This is a genomic window from Calditerricola yamamurae (genome assembly GCF_054654135.1).
This window is the reverse complement of sequence record NZ_BAAIFH010000006.1, coordinates 808011-827166: the sequence shown is the minus strand read 5'-3', so window position 1 is coordinate 827166 and position 19156 is coordinate 808011. Positions and strand designations below refer to the sequence as shown.

14 protein-coding genes are annotated in these 19156 nt (G+C 63.8%); 13 read left to right on the top strand and 1 reads right to left on the bottom strand.

Features of this window, described 5'->3' with window-relative positions:
• Positions 1-75: 75 nt before the first annotated feature.
• Positions 76-2304 (top strand): DEAD/DEAH box helicase, encoded by a 2229-nt coding sequence (locus ACYQ0Z_RS10465; RefSeq protein WP_459868899.1) that lies wholly within the window; start codon positions 76-78, stop codon positions 2302-2304.
• A complete protein-coding gene (locus ACYQ0Z_RS10460) occupies positions 2288-3649 on the top strand; it encodes a ribonuclease H-like domain-containing protein (protein WP_459867748.1) in 1362 nt (453 codons plus the stop codon). The genes ACYQ0Z_RS10465 and ACYQ0Z_RS10460 overlap by 17 nt, the downstream gene beginning before the upstream one ends.
• Here ACYQ0Z_RS10460 and dat read toward each other — a convergent pair.
• Entirely contained in the window at positions 3646-4506 is an 861-nt protein-coding gene (gene dat / locus ACYQ0Z_RS10455; RefSeq protein WP_459867745.1) for a D-amino-acid transaminase, read from the bottom strand. The two genes, ACYQ0Z_RS10460 and dat, sit on opposite strands and share 4 nt — an antisense overlap.
• A gap of 290 nt (positions 4507-4796) precedes the next feature.
• On the opposite strand from dat, the gene ACYQ0Z_RS10450 reads away from it, so the two are divergent.
• From ACYQ0Z_RS10450 to ACYQ0Z_RS10400, 11 genes are all read left to right on the top strand, one after another.
• Positions 4797-7361, top strand: a complete 2565-nt coding sequence (locus ACYQ0Z_RS10450) for an adenosylcobalamin-dependent ribonucleoside-diphosphate reductase (RefSeq protein ID WP_459867742.1) — start codon at positions 4797-4799, stop codon at positions 7359-7361.
• 140 nt (positions 7362-7501) lie between these two features.
• Complete coding sequence (gene codY, locus ACYQ0Z_RS10445; protein WP_459867739.1) at positions 7502-8287, top strand: GTP-sensing pleiotropic transcriptional regulator CodY; 786 nt, start codon at positions 7502-7504, stop codon at positions 8285-8287.
• Positions 8288-8389: 102 nt separating this feature from the next.
• Positions 8390-8956 (top strand): O-acetyl-ADP-ribose deacetylase, encoded by a 567-nt coding sequence (locus ACYQ0Z_RS10440; protein ID WP_459867736.1) that lies wholly within the window; start codon positions 8390-8392, stop codon positions 8954-8956.
• Between the two features lie 203 nt (positions 8957-9159).
• On the top strand, positions 9160-9621 hold the full coding sequence (gene mntR, locus ACYQ0Z_RS10435) for a transcriptional regulator MntR (RefSeq protein WP_459868896.1): 462 nt from the start codon (positions 9160-9162) through the stop codon (positions 9619-9621).
• 27 nt (positions 9622-9648) lie between these two features.
• The gene (locus ACYQ0Z_RS10430; RefSeq protein ID WP_459867733.1) at positions 9649-10569 is read left to right on the top strand and encodes a patatin-like phospholipase family protein; all 921 of its coding nucleotides are present in this window, start codon (positions 9649-9651) and stop codon (positions 10567-10569) included.
• A 193-nt stretch (positions 10570-10762) separates the two neighbouring features.
• Complete coding sequence (locus ACYQ0Z_RS10425) at positions 10763-11770, top strand: sugar-binding protein (protein ID WP_459867730.1); 1008 nt, start codon at positions 10763-10765, stop codon at positions 11768-11770.
• The gene (locus ACYQ0Z_RS10420) at positions 11767-13320 is read left to right on the top strand and encodes a sensor histidine kinase (RefSeq protein ID WP_459867727.1); all 1554 of its coding nucleotides are present in this window, start codon (positions 11767-11769) and stop codon (positions 13318-13320) included. Before ACYQ0Z_RS10425 ends, ACYQ0Z_RS10420 begins: the two co-directional genes overlap by 4 nt.
• Entirely contained in the window at positions 13263-14858 is a 1596-nt protein-coding gene (locus ACYQ0Z_RS10415; protein WP_459867724.1) for a response regulator transcription factor, read from the top strand. The genes ACYQ0Z_RS10420 and ACYQ0Z_RS10415 overlap by 58 nt, the downstream gene beginning before the upstream one ends.
• A 241-nt stretch (positions 14859-15099) precedes the next feature.
• Entirely contained in the window at positions 15100-16215 is a 1116-nt protein-coding gene (xylF, locus tag ACYQ0Z_RS10410) for a D-xylose ABC transporter substrate-binding protein (RefSeq protein WP_459868893.1), read from the top strand.
• 116 nt (positions 16216-16331) lie between these two features.
• The gene (locus tag ACYQ0Z_RS10405) at positions 16332-17858 is read left to right on the top strand and encodes a xylose ABC transporter ATP-binding protein (RefSeq protein WP_459867721.1); all 1527 of its coding nucleotides are present in this window, start codon (positions 16332-16334) and stop codon (positions 17856-17858) included.
• Positions 17855-19036, top strand: coding sequence for a sugar ABC transporter permease (locus ACYQ0Z_RS10400; RefSeq protein ID WP_459867718.1), 1182 nt, complete (start codon positions 17855-17857; stop codon positions 19034-19036). The genes ACYQ0Z_RS10405 and ACYQ0Z_RS10400 overlap by 4 nt, the downstream gene beginning before the upstream one ends.
• Positions 19037-19156 lie beyond the last annotated feature (120 nt).

Here is a 19156-nt window from a genome sequence, read left to right as displayed (position 1 = left end):
ATTCATTGGAAGGGGGGGAAGCGCGTGGGCGACGTGCGGGCTGTTCTAGAGGAACTGCGCCGGGATGCGGCCTTCATGGCCAACGTGACGCACTGGGAGGTGCTGCCGCCGCGGGAGGCGCGCCTGGCGCCGTTCCCCGCCGAATTGGATCGGCGATTGGTCGACGTGCTAACCGAAAAAGGCATTTCCGCGCTGTACACCCACCAGCGCGCGGCCTTCGACGCGACGCGGCGGGGCGAGCACATCGTCGTCGTGACGCCCACCGCGTCGGGCAAGACCCTGTGCTACAACCTGCCCGTCTTGCAGGCCATTCTGGAGGACGATCACACGCGGGCGCTGTACATCTTCCCAACCAAGGCGCTGGCCTACGACCAGATGGCCGAGCTGAACGATCTAATTGCCCGGCTCGGTGTGGACATCAAGTCCTACACCTACGACGGTGACACGCCCGCCAGCGCGCGCCAGGCCATCCGCAATGCCGGCCACATTGTGGTCACCAACCCCGACATGCTCCACTCGGCCATCCTGCCGCACCACACCAAGTGGGTGAAGTTGTTCGAAAACCTGCGTTTTGTCGTCATCGACGAACTGCACGCCTACCGCGGCGTGTTTGGCAGCCACGTGGCCAACGTCTTGCGCCGGCTGAAGCGCATTTGCCGGTTTTACGGGTCGAATCCGCAGTTTCTCCTCGCATCGGCCACCATCGCCAACCCGCGCCAGCACGCCGAGGCCCTTATTGAGGAGGCGGTGACGCTCATCGACGAAAACGGCGCGCCGCGCGGGGAGAAGCACTTCATCTTCTACAACCCGCCGGTGGTGAACAAGCCCCTGGGCATTCGCAAGAGCAGCGTGCTGGAAAGCCGTGACTTGGCGTTGCGCATGCTGAAGAAGGAGATCCAGACCATCGTGTTCGCCCGCAGCCGGGTGCGTGTCGAGGTGCTCACCTCCTACCTTCAGGAAGCGTTCAAGCACAAGGTGGGCAAAACGCGCATCCGTGGCTACCGCGGCGGCTACTTGCCCAAGGAGCGCCGCGAAATCGAAAGGGGACTGCGCAGCGGGGAAATCCTCGGCGTGGTCAGCACCAACGCCCTCGAGCTGGGTGTTGACATCGGCCAGTTGGAAGCGTGCATCCTCAGCGGCTATCCCGGCTCCATCGCCAGCACGTGGCAGCAGGCCGGGCGCGCCGGGCGGCGGTACGGGACATCCGTGGCCATCCTCGTGGCGTCGAGCAATCCGCTGGACCAGTTCCTTATCCAGAACCCCGCCTTTTTCTTTGGGCGATCGCCGGAAGAGGCGCGCATCGATCCCGACAACCTCATGATCCTGGTCGACCACATCAAGTGCGCCGCCTTTGAACTGCCTTTCCGGCGCGGTGAATCCTTTGGCGGGGAGGACCTGGAAGAAATCCTGTCCTACCTTGCCGAGGAACAGGTGGTGCACGCGGGACCCGATCGGTGGTACTGGATGGCCGACGCCTTTCCGGCCCACGAGATCAGCCTGCGTTCGGCCGCGCGGGAAAACGTGGTGATCGTTGACATCACGGAGGGGGCCAAGGTGATCGGCGAGGTGGATCGCTTCAGTGCCCCGATGCTTGTCCATGAGGAGGCCATCTACATTCACGACGGTGTCCAGTATCAGGTGGAAAAACTCGATTACGAGGAAAAGAAGGCCTACGTGCGCCGGGTGAAGGTGGACTATTACACCGACGCCAACCTCGCCGTCGACCTCAAGGTGCTGACGGTGGACCGCGAGGAGCATCTGGGAAGCGTCACGAAGGGCTGTGGAGAGGTGATGGTGACGGCCATGGCCACCCTCTTCAAGAAGATCCGCTTCCACACTCACGAGAACGTCGGTTCCGGGCCCATTCACCTGCCCGAGGAGGAGCTGCACACGACGGCCTACTGGATCGCCCTGGACGACGCGGCCACGGCAGCGCTGCCCAAAGCCGACCTGCCCTTTGCCCTTCTGGGACTGGCCAACGTCCTGGTCCATACCGCCCCGCTTTTTCTGATGTGTGACCCCCTCGACATCCGCGTCGTGCCGCAGGTGAAAGCGGTGGCCACGGGACGGCCGACGATCTTTCTCTACGACCGCTACCCCGGCGGCGTGGGGCTGGCCGAGCGGCTGTATGAACGGCACGAGGAGCTCCTTGCCCAGGCCGAGACCCTCATTCGCGGCTGCGGATGTGAGGGCGGATGCCCGGCCTGCGTGGGGCCGGTGCAGGAAGTGGGCCCGCTCGGCAAGCGGCATGCCCTGGCGCTGCTGGAGGCGGTGCGGGGGACCACCCATGGCCAGCCTGCGTGACCGGCTCCGGCGCATGCTCGGGGCGGGAGGCCGGTCGCAAGGGGGCGCTGCGGTGCGGCCGGTGGAAAGGGGCGATCGTTCCTGTGCAGGCCGCGGCGAGGCGGACGGCGCCATGGAGGAGACCGACGGACGGTGGGCGGCACTGGGCCTTCGCGAGACGGCGATCAACGGCCGGCGGGTTCTCGTCCGCCGTATGGCCGTTTCCCTGGACGCCTGCTACGGCCGCGTGCGGCTCGGCGATGTGCTGGCCCTGTCCCCCGAGGCGGTAGGCCGGCTGGGCGGTGCGGCCCAGATGCCTGTTGCACCGCGGGATCTCGTGTTTCTGGACGCCGAGACGACGGGGTTGGGCAGCGGAGCGGGGACGTTTCCGTTTCTCTATGGCCTGGCCCGCTTTGCCGGGGACCACGTGCTTCTCGAGCAGTTCCTCGTGCCCGCGCCGGAAGAGGAACCGGCAGCCCTCGAGGCGGTGCGCGCAGCGGTGGAGGCCGCGGGCGGAGTGGTGACCTTCAACGGCAAGGCGTTTGACTGGAACCAGCTGGTATCCCGCTGCGTGCTGTGCGGCGTGGCCGCACCACGCGATCCCCAGGTGCACCTTGACCTGCTGTATCCCGCCCGGCGGCTCTGGCGTGCCGAGCACGCCTGCGACCTGTCCACGCTGGAGCGGCTCCAGCTCGGCGCCTCGCGCGCGGGCGACGTTCCCGGCGCCCTCGTGCCGGAGTACTATCGTCGCTATTTGGCCACCGGCGAGCCCGCCCATCTGGCGGGGGTGCTGAGCCACAACGAGCGCGACGTGTTGGCCCTCGTGGCCCTCCTGGTCCGCTTGGGCCGCCTGCTGGAAGCGGTGGAGCGCGGCCTGGCGGATGCCGAGCGGGCGGGGGACCTGTCGCCCGGCGCGTGCCTGGGCCTGGCGCGCATACTGGAGCGCGACGGGCGATGGGAGGAAGCCGCCGCCCTGTACGAGCGGCTCCTCGAGGTGCCCGGTTACCGGCGCGAAGCGCGCCAAGCGCTCACGGTGCTGTACAAACGGCTGAAGCGCTGGGAGGAGGCCGTGGCGCTGTGGGAGGCGTGGCTGCGTGAGCCGGACAACCGCTCCCTCACCCCCTATGTCGAGCTGGCCAAGTACCTGGAGCACCAGGCGAAGGACTATGACGCGGCCGCGGCCGTGGTGGAAGAAGCGCTGTGGCTCGTGCGCCAGCGCCGACGCCTTGCGCGCCGACGTGCGCCGACGCCGGAGGAACAGGACTTGCTGGCCCGCGCCCAACGGCTGGCCCAAAAACGCGAGCGGCACGCGGGGGGCGGTACCCTCCGCATGCCGCTCGACAGGGCGCAGCCGCCGGGAACCTAGACCTCTTGCTGGGTTGTTGCCTGCACCGCTGCGTGGAAGGCCCGCAGCAGCTTGCGCGTAATCGGGCCGGGCACGCCGACCCCGATTGAGTGGCCGTCCACCTCAACGATGGGCACGATTTCCTGCGTTGTGCTGGTGAAAAAGGCTTCGTCGGCATTCAGCAGGTCTTCGCGGGTAAAGGGCGCCTCGACGGTGGAGATGCCTTCCCGCGCGGCCAGGTCCAGCACGAAGCGGCGCGTGATGCCGTCGAGAATCAAATGGTTGGCCGGATGGGTGCGCAACACGCGGCCCTGCACGATGAAGACGTTGGAAGCGCTGCCCTCCGTCACCGTCTCGCCGCGGTGGAGGATGGCTTCTTGGGCCCCGCGCTCGACGGCGGTCTCCTTGGCGAGTACGTTGGCGAGGAGGTTCAGGCTTTTGATGTCACAGCGCAGCCAGCGAATGTCCTCGACAAAGGTGGCGCGCACGCCCCTCTCTTGCGCCTCGGTCGGCCGCGACGCGGGGAGCGGATAGGCCACCAGTACCGGTTGGCTGGCGCGCGGGAAGGCGTGCGCGCGGGGCGCGACGCCACGCGACACCTGCAGGTAGACGGCGCCGTCGACGAGGCGGTTGGCGGCCACGAGCTCCCGCAACTGGTTCGCCAGTTGCGACGGAGACCACGGAAGGTCGAGGCGAATGGCCCGTGCGCTCCGTACCAGGCGATCGAGGTGGGGGTTGAGCAGGAACAGCTGGCCGCCATAGACGCGGATCACTTCGTACACGCCGTCCCCAAACTGGTAGGCACGGTCCTCCAGGTCAACCTGCACTTCGGTGCGCGGGAGGAGCTGTCCGTTCCACAGAACAAGCAACGGCTTCATCTCCTTTCAATGGCTTGGCAAACTGTGGATAGTCCCATTATACTGGGGATCGTTGAGGCCGCCAAGGTGGTGGGTCTGCACAAGATGTAGTGTCGAAAAATATTAAACACCCCAATATATTGATTGTTGGGGGAGGGTGTGATAAGCTTGTCCTGCCCCCTCCTTTCCGCACGGTCGGCGAGGGGGCGGGGGACGGTATTACCGATCGGGGAAATCCGCACCGCCACACGGAACCCCTATCACCGACCGGTGCCGACCCGGTCATTATCTTGATCCTGGAGGGTGCCCGCATGGAGAAGAGCACGCTGACGCGGAAATTCGAGCGCAAGACGGTTCGCCTGGAAGGGCTGAGCGAGAAAATCTTCCTCGACCGCTACGCGCGCAAGGATTTGAAGCCGGAACGGCTCGAACCGGGCGATACGGTGCTTGTGCTGACAAAGGACGACCCGCGCTTTCCGCAAAAAGAAGTGGGCGAAGTGATCGAGGTGGGCCTGACGGGGGACGCGGTCAGGGGCGTCGTGCGCGAGCAGGTTCGCGTACGCCTTCGCAGCGGCCAGGAAATCGTTGTCGACAAGGAGAAACTGGTCAAGCCGCTGGAGACGACGCCCGATCAGATGTGGGACCGCATCGCCAAGGCCGTTGCCGCCGCCGAGGCGCCGGAAAAGCGTGCCGAGTGGGAGGAGAAGTTCCGCTACCTTCTCGACGACTGGAAGATGGTGCCCGGCGGGCGCATCCTGGCCGGCGCCGGGGTGACGGAGGAGCTGACCCTGTTCAACTGCTATGTGCTGCCCTCGCCGAAGGACTCCCGAGGCGGGATCATGGAGACGCTGACGCAGATGACGGAGATCATGTCCCGCGGGGGCGGTGTGGGCATCAACCTGTCGTCGCTACGCCCGCGCCGGGCCCTTGTGCGCGGCGTCAACGGTTCCTCGAGCGGCGCCGTGTCGTGGGGCGGCCTGTTCAGCTACACCACCGGTCTCATCGAACAGGGCGGGTCGCGCCGCGGCGCGCTCATGCTCATGCTTAACGACTGGCATCCCGATCTTCTCGAGTTCATCACCGTCAAGACGCAGATGGGCCTGCTCACGAACGCCAACCTGTCCGTCTGCATCAGCGACGCCTTCATGCAGGCGGTGAAGGAAGACAAGGAGTGGCATCTGGTCTTCCCCGACACGTCCGACCCCGACTACGACGAGGTGTGGGACGGCAACCTGGAGAAATGGAAGGCTCTCGGCAAGCCGATCCAGGTGTACAAGACGGTGCGCGCCCGCGACGTGTGGCATACAATCATCGAGTCGGCCTGGCGCAGCGCCGAGCCGGGGGTCGTGTTTATCGACTATTACAACAAGATGTCGAACAGCTGGTACTACAACCCGATCATATGCACCAACCCATGCGGTGAACAGGGCCTGCCGGCGTGGGGCGTGTGCAACCTCGGCCACATCAACCTGGCCAAGTTTGTGAAGGATGGCGAGGTGGACTGGGAGGCCCTCGGGGAGTGCGTTCGCTACGCCGTGCGCTTCCTTGACAACGTCATCGACATCACCCCGTATCACTTCAAGGAGAACGAGGAGAACCAGAAGGGCGAGCGGCGCGTCGGCCTGGGCACGATGGGCCTGGCGGAGATGCTCATCCGCCTGAAGATCCGCTACGGCAGCGAGGAGTGCCTCGCGTTCCTGGACAAGCTGTACCACTTCATTGCCCGAGAGGCGTACCTCGCGTCGACGGAGATCGCCGCCGAGAAGGGGCCCTTCCCCAAATTCGACGCCGAGAAGTTCCTGCAGAGCCGCTTCGTCCAGCAGTTTGAGGACGACGTGAAGGAGGCCATCCGCACCCGCGGCATCCGCAACGTGACGCTGTTGACCCAGGCCCCGACCGGTTCGACGGGGACGATGGTCGGCACGTCGACGGGCATCGAGCCCTTCTACGCCTTCGAGTACTACCGGCAGAGCCGCCTCGGTTTCGACAAACAGTACGTGCCCATCGCCAAGGAATGGATGGATCAGCACCCGGGCGAACCGCTGCCCGACTACTTCGTGACGGCGATGGACCTGACGGCGGAGGACCACATCCGCGTGCAGGCGGCCATCCAAAAGTGGGTGGACAGCTCCATTTCCAAGACGGCCAACGCCCCGGCCGACTTCACCATTGAGGAGACAAAGAAGCTGTACGAGCTGGCCTACGACCTTGGTTGCAAGGGCGTGACCATTTACCGCGACGGCAGCCGCGACGCCCAGGTGCTGCACACGAAGAAGAAGGACGATAAGGCGAAGGAAGAGAAGGGTGCGGCCGCCGGCGGCACAGGCGATGTCAAAGCGTACCGCCGTCGACCGAAGGTGCTGCGCGGGGCGACGTACAAGATGAACACGCCCCTCGGCAAGGCGTACATCACGATTAACGACGTCGACGGCAAACCCTTTGAGGTGATTGTCAACGTCGGCAAAGCCGGCAGCGACGTCTTTGCCATGTCGGAGGCCCTTGGCCGTGTGTCGACGCTGTTTTTGCGCTTTGGGGAGCTCCCCGACGGCAACAAGGCGCGCCTCCTGATCAAGCACTTGAAGGGCATCGGCGGATCCGGTGCCGTCGGCTTCGGGCCCAACCGCGTCGAGTCGATCCCCGACGCCGTGGCCAAGGCCCTCGAGTTGCACCTCAGCGGCACGGCGGAGGAGGCAGCCGAGGAAAGCAGCAACGCGGGAGAGGAAGCCACCGGCTATGCCGGATACGCGCCTGTGCGCGACGAAGACGGCGATCTGGCCGTGGAAGCCGACCTTTGCCCCGAGTGCGGCGCGGCGGCGCTGATCGCTGAAGAAGGATGCAAGCGCTGCGTGGCCTGCGGCTACGCCAAGTGCAACTGAATGTGGCGCAATCCGGCATCTGATGGCGTTGCCGTCAGGTGCCGTTTTGTGTGGAATGAAAACGAAGCAAAATGGTCATAATGCTAAAAACAGGTTATGAGATGTTTCTGGAAATTCATTCATGGAGGTTGAAGTGGAAGATGAGCTTGCTCCAGAAAACACGCAAAATTAACCGTTTGCTCCAAAAAACCGGAGGGCATCCCGTCAACTTTATGGAGATGGCTGACGTGCTGCGCGACGTGCTGTCGGCCAACGTGTTCGTGCTGAACCGGACAGGGAAGATGCTCGGATATGCGATTGCCCAGGAAATCGACAACGAGCGCCTGCGCCGCATGCTGGAGGAACGGCAGTTTCCGGAAGAGTACGTGCGCAAGGCGATGAAGGTGGAGGAGACGACGCCCAACATCCCCATTGCGCATGAACTGACCGTCTTCCCCGTGGAGCTGCGCGACGTGATTTCGGAAGGCTGGACGACGATCGTGCCCATTGTCGGCGGCGGTGACCACCTGGGGGTACTCGTTTTGGGGCGGATCAGCCAACCGTTTACGGAGGATGACCTCATCCTCGCCGAGTATGGGGCGACGGTAGTCGGGACAGAGATCTTGCGCGAGCGGGCGGAGAAAATTGAGGAAGAGGCGCGCAGCCGGGCCATGGTCCAGCTGGCCCTGGAGACCCTTTCCTACAGCGAGCTGGCCGCCGTGGAGCACATCTTCGAAGAGCTGGAGGGTAAGGAAGGGTTCCTTGTTGCCAGCAAGATTGCCGATCGCGCCGGCATCACCCGCTCGGTGATTGTCAATGCCCTGCGCAAGCTGGAAAGCGCGGGGGTCATCGAATCGCGCTCCCTGGGCATGAAGGGCACCTACATCCGCATCTTGAACGAGAAACTGCTGCCGGAACTGAAAAAGCTGAAGATGTCCGTCTCGTGACGCGGTGGTCCAACCTCTGTTCCCTCTGGCGGAACAGAGGTTTTTTAGCGGCTGCCCCTTTCGCTATGATAAAAGGAGAAAAGGCCACATGAGGAACGGGGGATGGAGATGGAGCAGGTGCAGATTGGCAAGACGGTGCTCCGCCTCGTCCAGGGCGATATCACCCAGCAGGCGGTGGACGCGATTGTCAATGCCGCCAATCGCCATCTTGCCGGCGGAGGCGGGGTCGACGGGGCCATCCACCGTGCCGGCGGACCGGTGATTGCCGAGGAATGCCGCGCGATTCGCGAACGGCAAGGCGAGTGCCCGCCGGGGGAGGCGGTGGTGACGAGCGGTGGCAACCTTCCGGCGCGGCACGTCATTCACGCCGTGGGTCCCATCTGGCAGGGAGGCACGGCGGGGGAAGACGAAACGCTTCGCCGGGCGTACCAAAACAGCCTGCGGCAGGCTATCGCCTGCGGGGCGCGGACGGTGGCCTTCCCGTCGATCAGCACCGGCGCCTACCGGTTCCCCATCGACCGGGCGGCGCCGATCGCCCTGAAGGCCATCGCCGACTTTGTGGCGGCGCATCCCGACGCTTTTGACGAGGTGTGCATGGTGCTCTTTTCGGCCAACGACTTTGCCGCGTATCGCGACGCGCTGGCGCGGTTGTTCCCGCCAACGAAATGAAGCGCGCGAACGATGCGGTGGCGTGCATAAACATGGGAGAAACGGCGACGTCTCGACGGCGGCGACGCCGGAGGAATGCGCGCGGATCGCGAGCATGACAAGGCGGGTTTGGGTACAATTTGGTGAACGGGTTGATGTTTGCAAGAAAAACCGCTATGATCGATTTGCGTGTAGCAAGACCGGCGAGGAAGTGAGGGATGATCGTGCCGACGCCCAGCATGGAAGACTACCTGGAACGCATTTACCGCCTGATTGAGGAGAAGGGATACGCCCGTGTGTCCGACATCGCCGAGGCGTTGGAAGTGCATCCCTCGTCGGTCACCAAGATGGTGCAAAAGCTGGACCAGCGCAAATACCTCGTCTACGAGAAATACCGCGGCCTCGTGCTGACGCCCAAGGGGCGGAAGATCGGCAAGCGCCTGGTTGACCGCCACGCGCTTCTCGAGGAATTCCTGCGCATCATCGGCGTCAATGAGGACCAGATCTACGCCGATGTCGAAGGGATTGAACATCACCTCAGCTGGGATTCCATCACCTGCATCGGCTACCTTGTGCAGTACTTCAAAGCAAATCCCGAGCGAATCCAGGAATTGCGCCGGCTCAAGGAAGCGGACGAGCAGGAGATGGACTCGGGCGAAGCAAACCCGTCGAGCCTCGAAGGCTGACGGGTTTTTTTGCCAGGGGGGAGGCGTATGCGCGCAGACGCGGTGTTTGAGGGTGGCGGGGTGAAGGCCATCGGCTTTGTGGGAGCTGTGGCGGAGCTGGAGCGAAACGGATACACATGGGAACGGGTGGCCGGCACGTCGGGTGGAGGATTGGTGGCCGCCCTGTTGGCCGCCGGGTACCAGGCACAAGAGATGCAGAATCTTTTGAAAGAATTTTCTTTCCCCAGCTTGAAGGCGCCCACGGTATGGCACCGGTGGGGGCGCATCGGTGTGGCCCTGCGCTTCTGGCGTCGCCTTGGCCTGTATACCGGACAGTACCTGGAGGCATGGACGTACCGGACGCTCAAGCAAAAGGGGGTGGTTACCTTTGGCGATCTGCCGGCGGGCAAGTTGCGTTTGGTGGCTTCAGATATTACCAACGGTCGGGTGGTGGTGCTACCGGACGACCTTCCACAGTACGGCGTCGATCCGCAACGCTTTCCCGTTGCCCGCGCCGTGCGGATGAGCGGCAGCCTGCCCTTTGCCTTTGATCCGGTGATCCTCACCACCGGCCGCCGGCGCATCGTGTTTGTCGATGGCGGCCTGCTCAGCAATTTTCCCGTGTGGTTGTTTGACGTCAAAGGCCGGCCGCGGTGGCCGACCTTTGGCTTCCGCATGGTGGCGAAGCATGAGGGGCAGGCGCGCACCATCACCGGGCCCGTGTCCTACGTGAAGGCGCTCATCTACACGATGCTCGAAGCCCACGACAAGCGGTATGTCGAGAAGGCTGACGCCGTCCGCACCATTTTCATCTCCGACTGCGGCATCCGCACCACGCAGTTTGACTTGACCGATGCGGACAAGGAGAACCTGTACCAGGCGGGCGTACAGGCGGCGAGCCGGTTTCTGTCCCGCTGGGATTTCGAGCGCTACGTGCGGGTGTACCGCACCGATTCGGTGTTGGTGTAACGTGGGGTTGGGGCAAGGGAGGGGAGTCCGGTGCGTGTCGAGGAAACGACTGCCGACGGCGCAGTCGTGCTTTTTTTGGATGCCGGTACTGAATTTTATAATGAAGTTGACAAAACCGACGGCGCAAAACCGGACCGCATCGTCGCGGCCCACGGTGAACACGGTGCATCGAATCGGCGGGGGTGGCATGGCCATGGACAGAAAGGCGCTTTGGGCCTTGTGTGCGCTCGTCTCGTGTGTTGCGGTGGCCGGCGTGATCGCCCTGGCCGTCGGCGTGTTGCGCGATGACCCCGTTCCGCGGGCGACCGTCTTGCCTGCGCCGCGTTTCCACATCGTGTTGATCGCCCAGGAGCGCGGCAATCCCTATTGGCAGAAGGTGCAAGCCGGCGCCGAAGCGGCGGCGCGGGAGCGCAACGCCTTCATCGAGGTACGCGGTCCCGTGCAGACGGACATCGAGGAGCACGTCAAACTGCTCGACATGGCGATCGCGTCCCGCGTCGACGGGATCATCACCCAGGCCCTGACGGAGAAGGCCTTTGCCCCGGTGATCAATAAGGCCCGTGAGAAGGGCATCCCCGTCATCACCATCGACACCGACGCGCCCGCGACGAAACGCCTCGCCTACGTGGGCAGCGACAATTACCGAGCGGGCGTGCAGGCGGGGCAGGCGCTGATCCGGGCCACCGGTGGGAAGGCCACCGTTGGCGTCATCACCGGAAGTTTTGAGGCCGAGAATATGATTCAGCGCCTGAAAGGATTCCGTGACGCCGTCAAGCATGCACCGGGGATCCGCGTGGTCGCCGTCGAGTCGTCCAACATCAGCCGCATCTATGCCGCGGAAAGGGCCGAGCGCATGTTGAAGGACCACCCGGATCTCACGGCACTGGTCGGCACCAGCGCGCTGGACGGGTTGGGCATCGCGGAGGTGTTGGAGAAGAGGGGACTTGCGGGCCGCGTGACGGTGATCGCCTTTGATGACCTGGCCGAGACGCTGGCGTACATCGAGAAAGGCGTCATTACCGCCACGGTGGTGCAAGCCCCCTATGCCATGGGCTACCGCAGCGTGCACCTGTTGGTTGACGCGCTGGAAGGCAAACCGGTGCCGCCCCTCACCTACACGGACACGTACATCCTCACGCGCGACACGCTGGCCCTCCACCGCGCCGCGGCCTCCCGGGAAAGCGAGGCGGATCGGCCATGAAGACCATCCAGAGCAAGTTGCTGGCCTTTTTTTTGGCCCTGCTGTTGTTGTTGTCCGGCGTATTCGCCCTCCTCCACTACGGCACCCAAAGGTCGATCGCCCTGTACGACACCATTGTGCAGCGTTTCTTGCTGGTAAACGAAATCTCGCAGCGCACGCAGCTCCTGATGCAGGCCCTGAACGCCTATCTGGTGGACAAGTCGCCCCACATTCTGCGGGAGTATGAGCAGCACAAACGCGTGCTCCTAGCCGACCAGAACGCGCTCACGCGTACGCTGGCGACACCGGAAAATTGGGTGACGGTGAAAAATTACCGCAACCTGATTACCAGCTTGATTGAGGAAACCGACCAGACGCTGCGCGTCTTTGCCGAGGGGGATATCGACCGCTATTCGGACCACTACCGGGAAGCGCAGAACATTGCCCTGTACATACTGGAAACCACCCTGCAGTTGATCGATCGGGAGCTCACCGCCTACCACCAGGTGTATGCCCAGCTGCGCGACACCCACCGCGCCTACGAAACCATGGGCGCGCTCGTGTTCGGGGCCACCCTGTTCTTGAGCGTCCTTTTCGCCTACCTGTTTGCGCGCGGGATTGCGCGTCCGATCCGCCGCTTGGCCCTTGCCGCCAAGGAGATCTCGCAAGGGAAGCTGGATGGCCCGGTGGTGGAGGTGCCCACCCGTGACGAAGTGGCCTTGCTCGCCGAGGCATTCAACCGCATGCGCGACAGTTTGCGCCGGCTGATCGACGAGATGAAGCAGAAAGCGGAGCTGGAGAAGGCCTTGCACGCGCATCAGCTCAAGGCCGTCGAAATGGACCGCCTGCTCAAGGAGATCGAGCTCAGAAGCCTTCAGAACCAGATCAATCCGCACTTTTTGTTCAACACCCTCAACACGGTGGCCAGGATGGCCTACCTGGAAGGAGCGGAGCGGACAAGCGAGCTGATTGTCGCCGTCTCCGGTCTGCTGCGCTACTCGCTGCGCGGGCTGGACCGGCCGGTGACATTGGAGGAGGAGCTCCGTCACGTGAAGGACTACTGCTTCATCCAGAAAACGCGGTTTGGTGACCGCGTTGCCGTGGAGTTCGACGTCGACCCGGGATGCCTGCGGCAGGCGGTCCCCTCCCTCACCCTACAGCCGCTGGTGGAGAATGCCTTCATCCACGGAATTGAGCCGTTGGAGCGCAACGGGCGTATCCGGCTGACCGTGCGGCGCGCGGCGAACGGGGTGGTGGTGGAGGTGGCCGACAATGGCGTGGGCATGGATGAGGCCACCCTTGCGGCCCTCACCAGCGGTGAGGAGCCCCCGGCAGGGGAAAGGCAAACGGGCCATTCTACCGGCATTGGCCTGGCCAACGTCCGCGACCGGCTGCGCCTCTTTTACGGGCGGGACGACGTGATGGAGATTCACGCCACGCCGGGGAGCGGGACGACGGTACGCCTGGTGCTTCCCCACCGAACGATCCGCGATGGAGGAGAGGAGGGAGGGTCATGTATCGGCTCCTCATCGTTGACGACGAGGGCATTGAACGCGAAGCCCTCCGGATGATTGTCCGCCGGCACGTACCCGAGGTGACGGTGCTGGAGGAAGCAGCGAATGGACGGGAAGCGATCGAGAAAGCCGAGCGCTTGCGCCCCGACATCATCACGATGGACATCAAGATGCCCGGAATCGACGGCTTGGAGGCGGTCCGCGAGATTCGGACGATCCTCCCCGATGCGCAGGTGATCGTGGTCTCGGCCTATGACACCTTCGACTACGCGCGCCAGGCCCTTTCCCTCGGCGTGCGCGAGTACGTGCTCAAGCCCAGCAAGCCGGAGGAAATGGTGGCGGCTCTGCGCCGCGCCCTCGACGCGGTTGCCCACAAGCGGCGGCAGCGTCGCCAGCTCCTCGAGCTCAAGGAGCGTTACTACCGCGTCCTGCCCCTCGTGGAGACGGAACTGGTCGCCTCCGTCATTTTCGACCAGGTGCAGGAGATCACCATGGAGGAACTGAGCGAGCTCTTGGGCGTGCGCATCGACGCGGGATACGCCGTGGTGCTGCGGCTGTGGGGCGAGGAGGCGGAGCGCCTCGATGCCGCCGCCAAGTGGAACGTGTACACGGCGGTCAAGGGCCAGGCCAAGCGCCTGCTCCGCTGCCTTGTGGGCCCGATGATCGGCTGGCACCTTCCCCTGTTCGTGCTCCTGGACGCCGACCGGCGCCAGAAGGGGCTGTCGGGGAAAGCGCACGCCGCCGTCTTCGTCCGTCGGCTTCTCGACCGCCTGGCGGCACAGGAGGTGACGCGCGCGGTGCGGGTTTTCGCCGGTGTCGGGCGGGCGTACGCCTCCCTGGAGGGGCTGCGGACGTCCTACCACGAGGCCCTGTTGGCCTCGCGGGACGTGTTGGCCAAACCGGCAGCCGTGCGCATGTACGAGGATCTGGAAGCGGACGCATCGGTCCGCATTCCGCCGCTGGAAAAGGAAAAAGCGTTGCTTGAGGCGGTACGCCGCCGCGACGCCGAGGCGAGTCGTGCCCTGCTGACGTCGATCTTCGATGAGGTGGAAGCCTCGTCGGGCGGCGATGCGGAGGCGATCCGGCGTTACGCCATCGAATTGTTTGCCGTGCTCACGCGTGCGACCGAGAGCGAGGGGCCATCGGTTTCGCCGTTTGAGTGCTTCGAAGGGGCGGCCACGGTGGCCGACATCCGCGAGACGGCCCACGCCTTGCTGATGCAACGGGTCAACCGTGTTGCCGGTGTGGACGCCGCCCTTGCGCGTGGCCGGGACCTCATCCACCAGGCCAAAGCGTTTATTGACACGCATTTCCATGACGACCTCCACCTCGAAACGGTGGCCAACCGCGTCCACCTCAGCCCGTATTATTTCAGCAAGCTGTTCAAGGAGCGTGTCGGCCTCACGTTCATCGACTACCTCACGCAGGTGCGGATCGAGAGGGCCAAGCAGCTGCTGCTAACCTCCGCGCGCAGCGTGAAGGAAATCTGTTTCGAGGTGGGCTACCGCGATCCCAACTACTTCAGCCGGGTGTTCAAAAAGGCGACCGGCCTTACGCCGACCGAATTTCGCCAGCGGTTTGGCGGCCGGACGTGAGGAATGGACGGGCAAGTTCCGAGCGGGACCACCCCGGTGGACACCACGGCAAAAAAAATGCGGGATGACGCCAACGTTGTGCGGGCATCCCGGTTTTTTTGCCTCGAGGGGCAGGGGAGAACAAAAAAGCAGAGACGATCGAAAAAAAAGGAAAGAACGGGACGCGGGAAGCGACGGAATGTTCGTGGTTCAATGAAAATCGAAAGCGTTACCATGCGGAGGAGGAGGGAGACCCGGAATGATGAAAGCGATTCCCCGTCTCACCCGTTTCGCGTTGTGCACCCTTCTCGTGTTCTCGCTGGCGGCGTGCGGGAACCAAACCGGCGTGCCGGCGGGCGAAAACGGGTCGGAAAGTGCAGGCGGCGATGACGACATCGTGATTGGCTTCTCCCTTGACACGCTGGAGGAAGAGCGCTGGCAGCGCGACCGCGACCTGTTCGTGGCCAAGGCCGAGGAATTGGGGGCCGAGGTTCTCGTTCAGGCCGCCAATGGGGACGATGCCGCCCAACTGGCCCAAGTGGAGAACATGATCAGTCAAGGCATCGACGTGCTGGTCATCGTGCCGCACAACGCCGAAGCGGCCGCCGCGGCGGTGGAAAAGGCCCATGCCGAAGGGATCAAGGTCATCTCCTACGACCGCTTGATTCGCAACGCCGACGTCGACCTGTACGTGTCCTTCGACAATGTTAAGGTAGGCGAACTGCAGGCCAAGGCCATCGTCGAGCGCGTTCCGAAGGGCCGGTATGTTCTGATCGAGGGGGCCGACACCGACAACAACGCCCACCTCTTCAAACAAGGCCACCTGAACGTGCTCAAGCCGCTGGTGGAGAAAGGCGACATCCAGATCGTCTACGACCAATGGACGAAGGAATGGGCGCCGGAGAACGCTATGAAGAACATGGAAAATGCCTTGACGGCCAACAACAACCAGATTGATGCCGTCATCGCGGCCAACGACGGCACGGCGGGCGGCGTCATCCAGGCCCTCGCCGCCCAAGGGTTGGCCGGCAAAATCCCCGTTTCGGGCCAAGACGCGGAGCTGGCGGCCTGCCAGCGTATCGTGGAAGGGACGCAAACAATGACCGTCTACAAACCGGTCAAACGGTTGGCGGAAACGGTGGCGGAGCTGGCCATCCGGTTGGCCAAGGGCGAGACGGTGCAGCAACTGGCCGGCTCGGTGAAGGGAGCCAAGTTTGCCACCGTCAACAACGGGAAGATTGACGTCCCGTCGATCCTCCTGGAACCGATTGCGGTGACAAAAGAGAACATGGTGGAGACGGTGATCAAGGACGGCTACCACAAGCTCGAGGACGTCTACCGCAACGTGCCCAGGGACCAGTGGCCGAAGGTGCAATGACGGCAACGGCTGAAACGACGAACGCGGCTGTGCGGGGGAAGGAGCGGGGAGCGTCCGCCCCGCTCCGCCCGTGGCCGCGGCGGACCGCGGTGCGGGGAACGGAGGCGAGGGAGGCCATGCACGCATATGCCCTGGAAATGCGAAACATCACCAAAACCTTTCCCGGCGTCAAGGCGTTGGACCATGTCAACTTGAACGTCCGCAAAGGGGAGATCCACGCCCTGTGCGGGGAAAACGGCGCCGGCAAGTCGACGTTGATGAAGGTGTTGAGCGGTTTCTACCCGGCCGGTTCGTACGAAGGGGAAATTGTGATCCACGGGGAAGTGCGCCGGTTTCAGGGCATCAAGGACGCCGAGCGGGCGGGCATTGCCATCATTCATCAGGAACTGGCCCTCGTTCAGGGGATGTCCGTTGCCGAGAACCTCTTTCTCGGCAGCGAACCGGCCCGCTATGGGATCATCGACGAGCCGCGTCTGTACGCCGAGGCGCGACGGTGGCTGGATCTCGTTGGGCTCTCGGATGTTTCCCCCAACACGCCGGTGGCCCAATTGGGCATCGGCCAGCAGCAGCTCGTCGAGATCGCCAAGGCGCTGGCGAAGCGAGCGGACATCCTCATCCTCGACGAGCCAACGGCGGCCCTGACGGAGAGTGAGGTCGAAAGGCTCCTGCGCCTGTTGGAGGACCTCCGCGCCAAGGGGGTCACCTGCATCTACATCTCCCACAAGCTGAACGAGGTGTTCCGGCTGGCCGACACCATCACGGTGCTCCGCGACGGCAAAACGGTGGGAACCTACCCGGCCGCCGAATTGGATGAAAACCGCGTCATCGCTCTGATGGTCGGGCGGGAACTGACGGAGCGTTTTCCCCGCGTTGCGCGACATCCGGGAGATGTGGTGCTGTCGGTGCGCCATTTTTCCGTGTATGATCCCCACAATCCGCGCAAGCGGGTGATCGACAACGTTTCGTTTACCGTGCGCAAGGGAGAGATTGTCGGCATTGCGGGGCTGATGGGGGCCGGGCGGACCGAACTGGTCAGCAGCCTGTTCGGCGCGTTTCCCGGGCGGACCGAGGGCGAAGTCGTCGTGGAGGGGACGAGGGTCCGGATCGCCAGCCCCCGTGACGCCATTGCTGCCGGGTTGGCCCTCGTGCCGGAGGATCGAAAGCAACTCGGCCTCGTGCTTGGGATGGACGTCAAGGCGAACATCAGCATGCCCAATTTGCAACGGCTGTCCCGCTACGGTGTGATCAACGAGAACGAGGAGATTCGCGCGGCCGAGACCTCTGTCCGGGAGTTGCGCATCAAAGCGGCGTCGCTGGAGACGCCCGTCGGTGCCCTGAGTGGGGGCAACCAGCAGAAGGTGGTCCTCGGCAAGTGGCTGCTCGCAAAGCCCAAAGTTCTGCTTCTGGACGAGCCGACGCGCGGCATTGACGTCGGGGCCAAATACGAGCTGTACACCCTCATGAACGAACTGGTCCGGCACGGGGTGGCCATCGTGATGGTCTCGTCGGAACTGCCGGAAATCCTCGGCATGAGCGACCGCATCCTCGTCATGCGCGAAGGGCGCATCGTGGCCACCTTCAACCGGGAAGACGCGACCCAGGAGAACATTATGCTCGCCGCAACGGGAGGTGTTGGCGCATGAAACCGTCGGTGCCGTCGCAACCCCTCGTCCAGGAAAGGCGTTCCCTCCGGGCGCTCGTGGGACGGTTCGATCTCCGTGCCTACACGATGATCCTGGCCCTCGTCGTCATCTGGGTCTTTTTTGCCCTTTTAAACGATGCCTTTTTGACGCCCCGCAACCTGTCCAACCTGTTCCTGCAGATGTCGGTGACGGCCATTTTGGCCATCGGGATGGTATTCGTCATTGTGGCGGGCCACATCGACCTTTCCGTCGGGTCGATTGTCGGTCTGACGGGCGGAGTGGCGGCCATTTTGCAAGTGTGGTACGGGTGGCCCACCCTGCCTGTCGTGGTGGTCACCATCCTGCTGGGCATCGTCATCGGCCTCGTGCACGGATGGTGGGTGGCCTATCAGGCGGTGCCCGCCTTCATCGTTACCCTCGGGGGCATGATGGCCTACCGGGGAATCCTGATGGGCATCACCAAGGGGCAGACGGTCGCGCCGCTGGAGGACAGCTTCAAAGCCATCGGCCAGACGTATGTTCCGGCGACCGTCGGGTGGATGGCCGCCGCCGCGATTGTCGTGCTCCTGTACGTTGCGGCGTTCCGCCGGCGTGCGGCACGGCAGCGGTACGGCTTTGCCGTTCCCTCGCTGGCCGCTGACATGGCCAAGACGACGGCCATTGCCGCCCTGGTTTTGCTGTTTGTCTTCCTCATGAACCAGTACAAGGGCATCCCGGTCCCCATCGTCCTCGTGCTGGCCTTGGCCGTGCTGTTTACCTTTCTGGCCCGTCGGACGACGTTCGGCCGTCACGTGTATGCCATCGGGGGCAACGTGGAAGCGGCGCGTCTGTCGGGAATTCCCATCCGGAGGCGCATCCTCACCGTCTTCGTCCTGAGCGGGATGCTGGCTTCCCTCGCCGGGATTGTGCTAACGGCTCGGGTCAACGCGGCCACGATCGGGGCCGGCACGATGTACGAGCTCGACGCCATCGCCGCCTGTGTGATCGGCGGCACCAGCCTGATGGGCGGTTCGGGAACGATCCTCGGCGCGGTGCTGGGTGCCTTGGTCATGGCGAGCCTCGACAACGGCATGAGCATCATGAACCTGGAAACCTTCTGGCAATACATCGTCAAGGGAACGATCCTGGTGTTGGCTGTGTGGGTGGACATGTACAGCCGCCGCCGTCAGAAGGCCTGACGGCAGGTGTCTCCCTTCGCGGAAACGGGATCGATCGGATTGCAGGGTTGTTGGCAGGCCATCTGCCAACAACCGATTTTTTTGTACCCGAGGCGGAAAAAAACAAGGGTTGAGACGTTT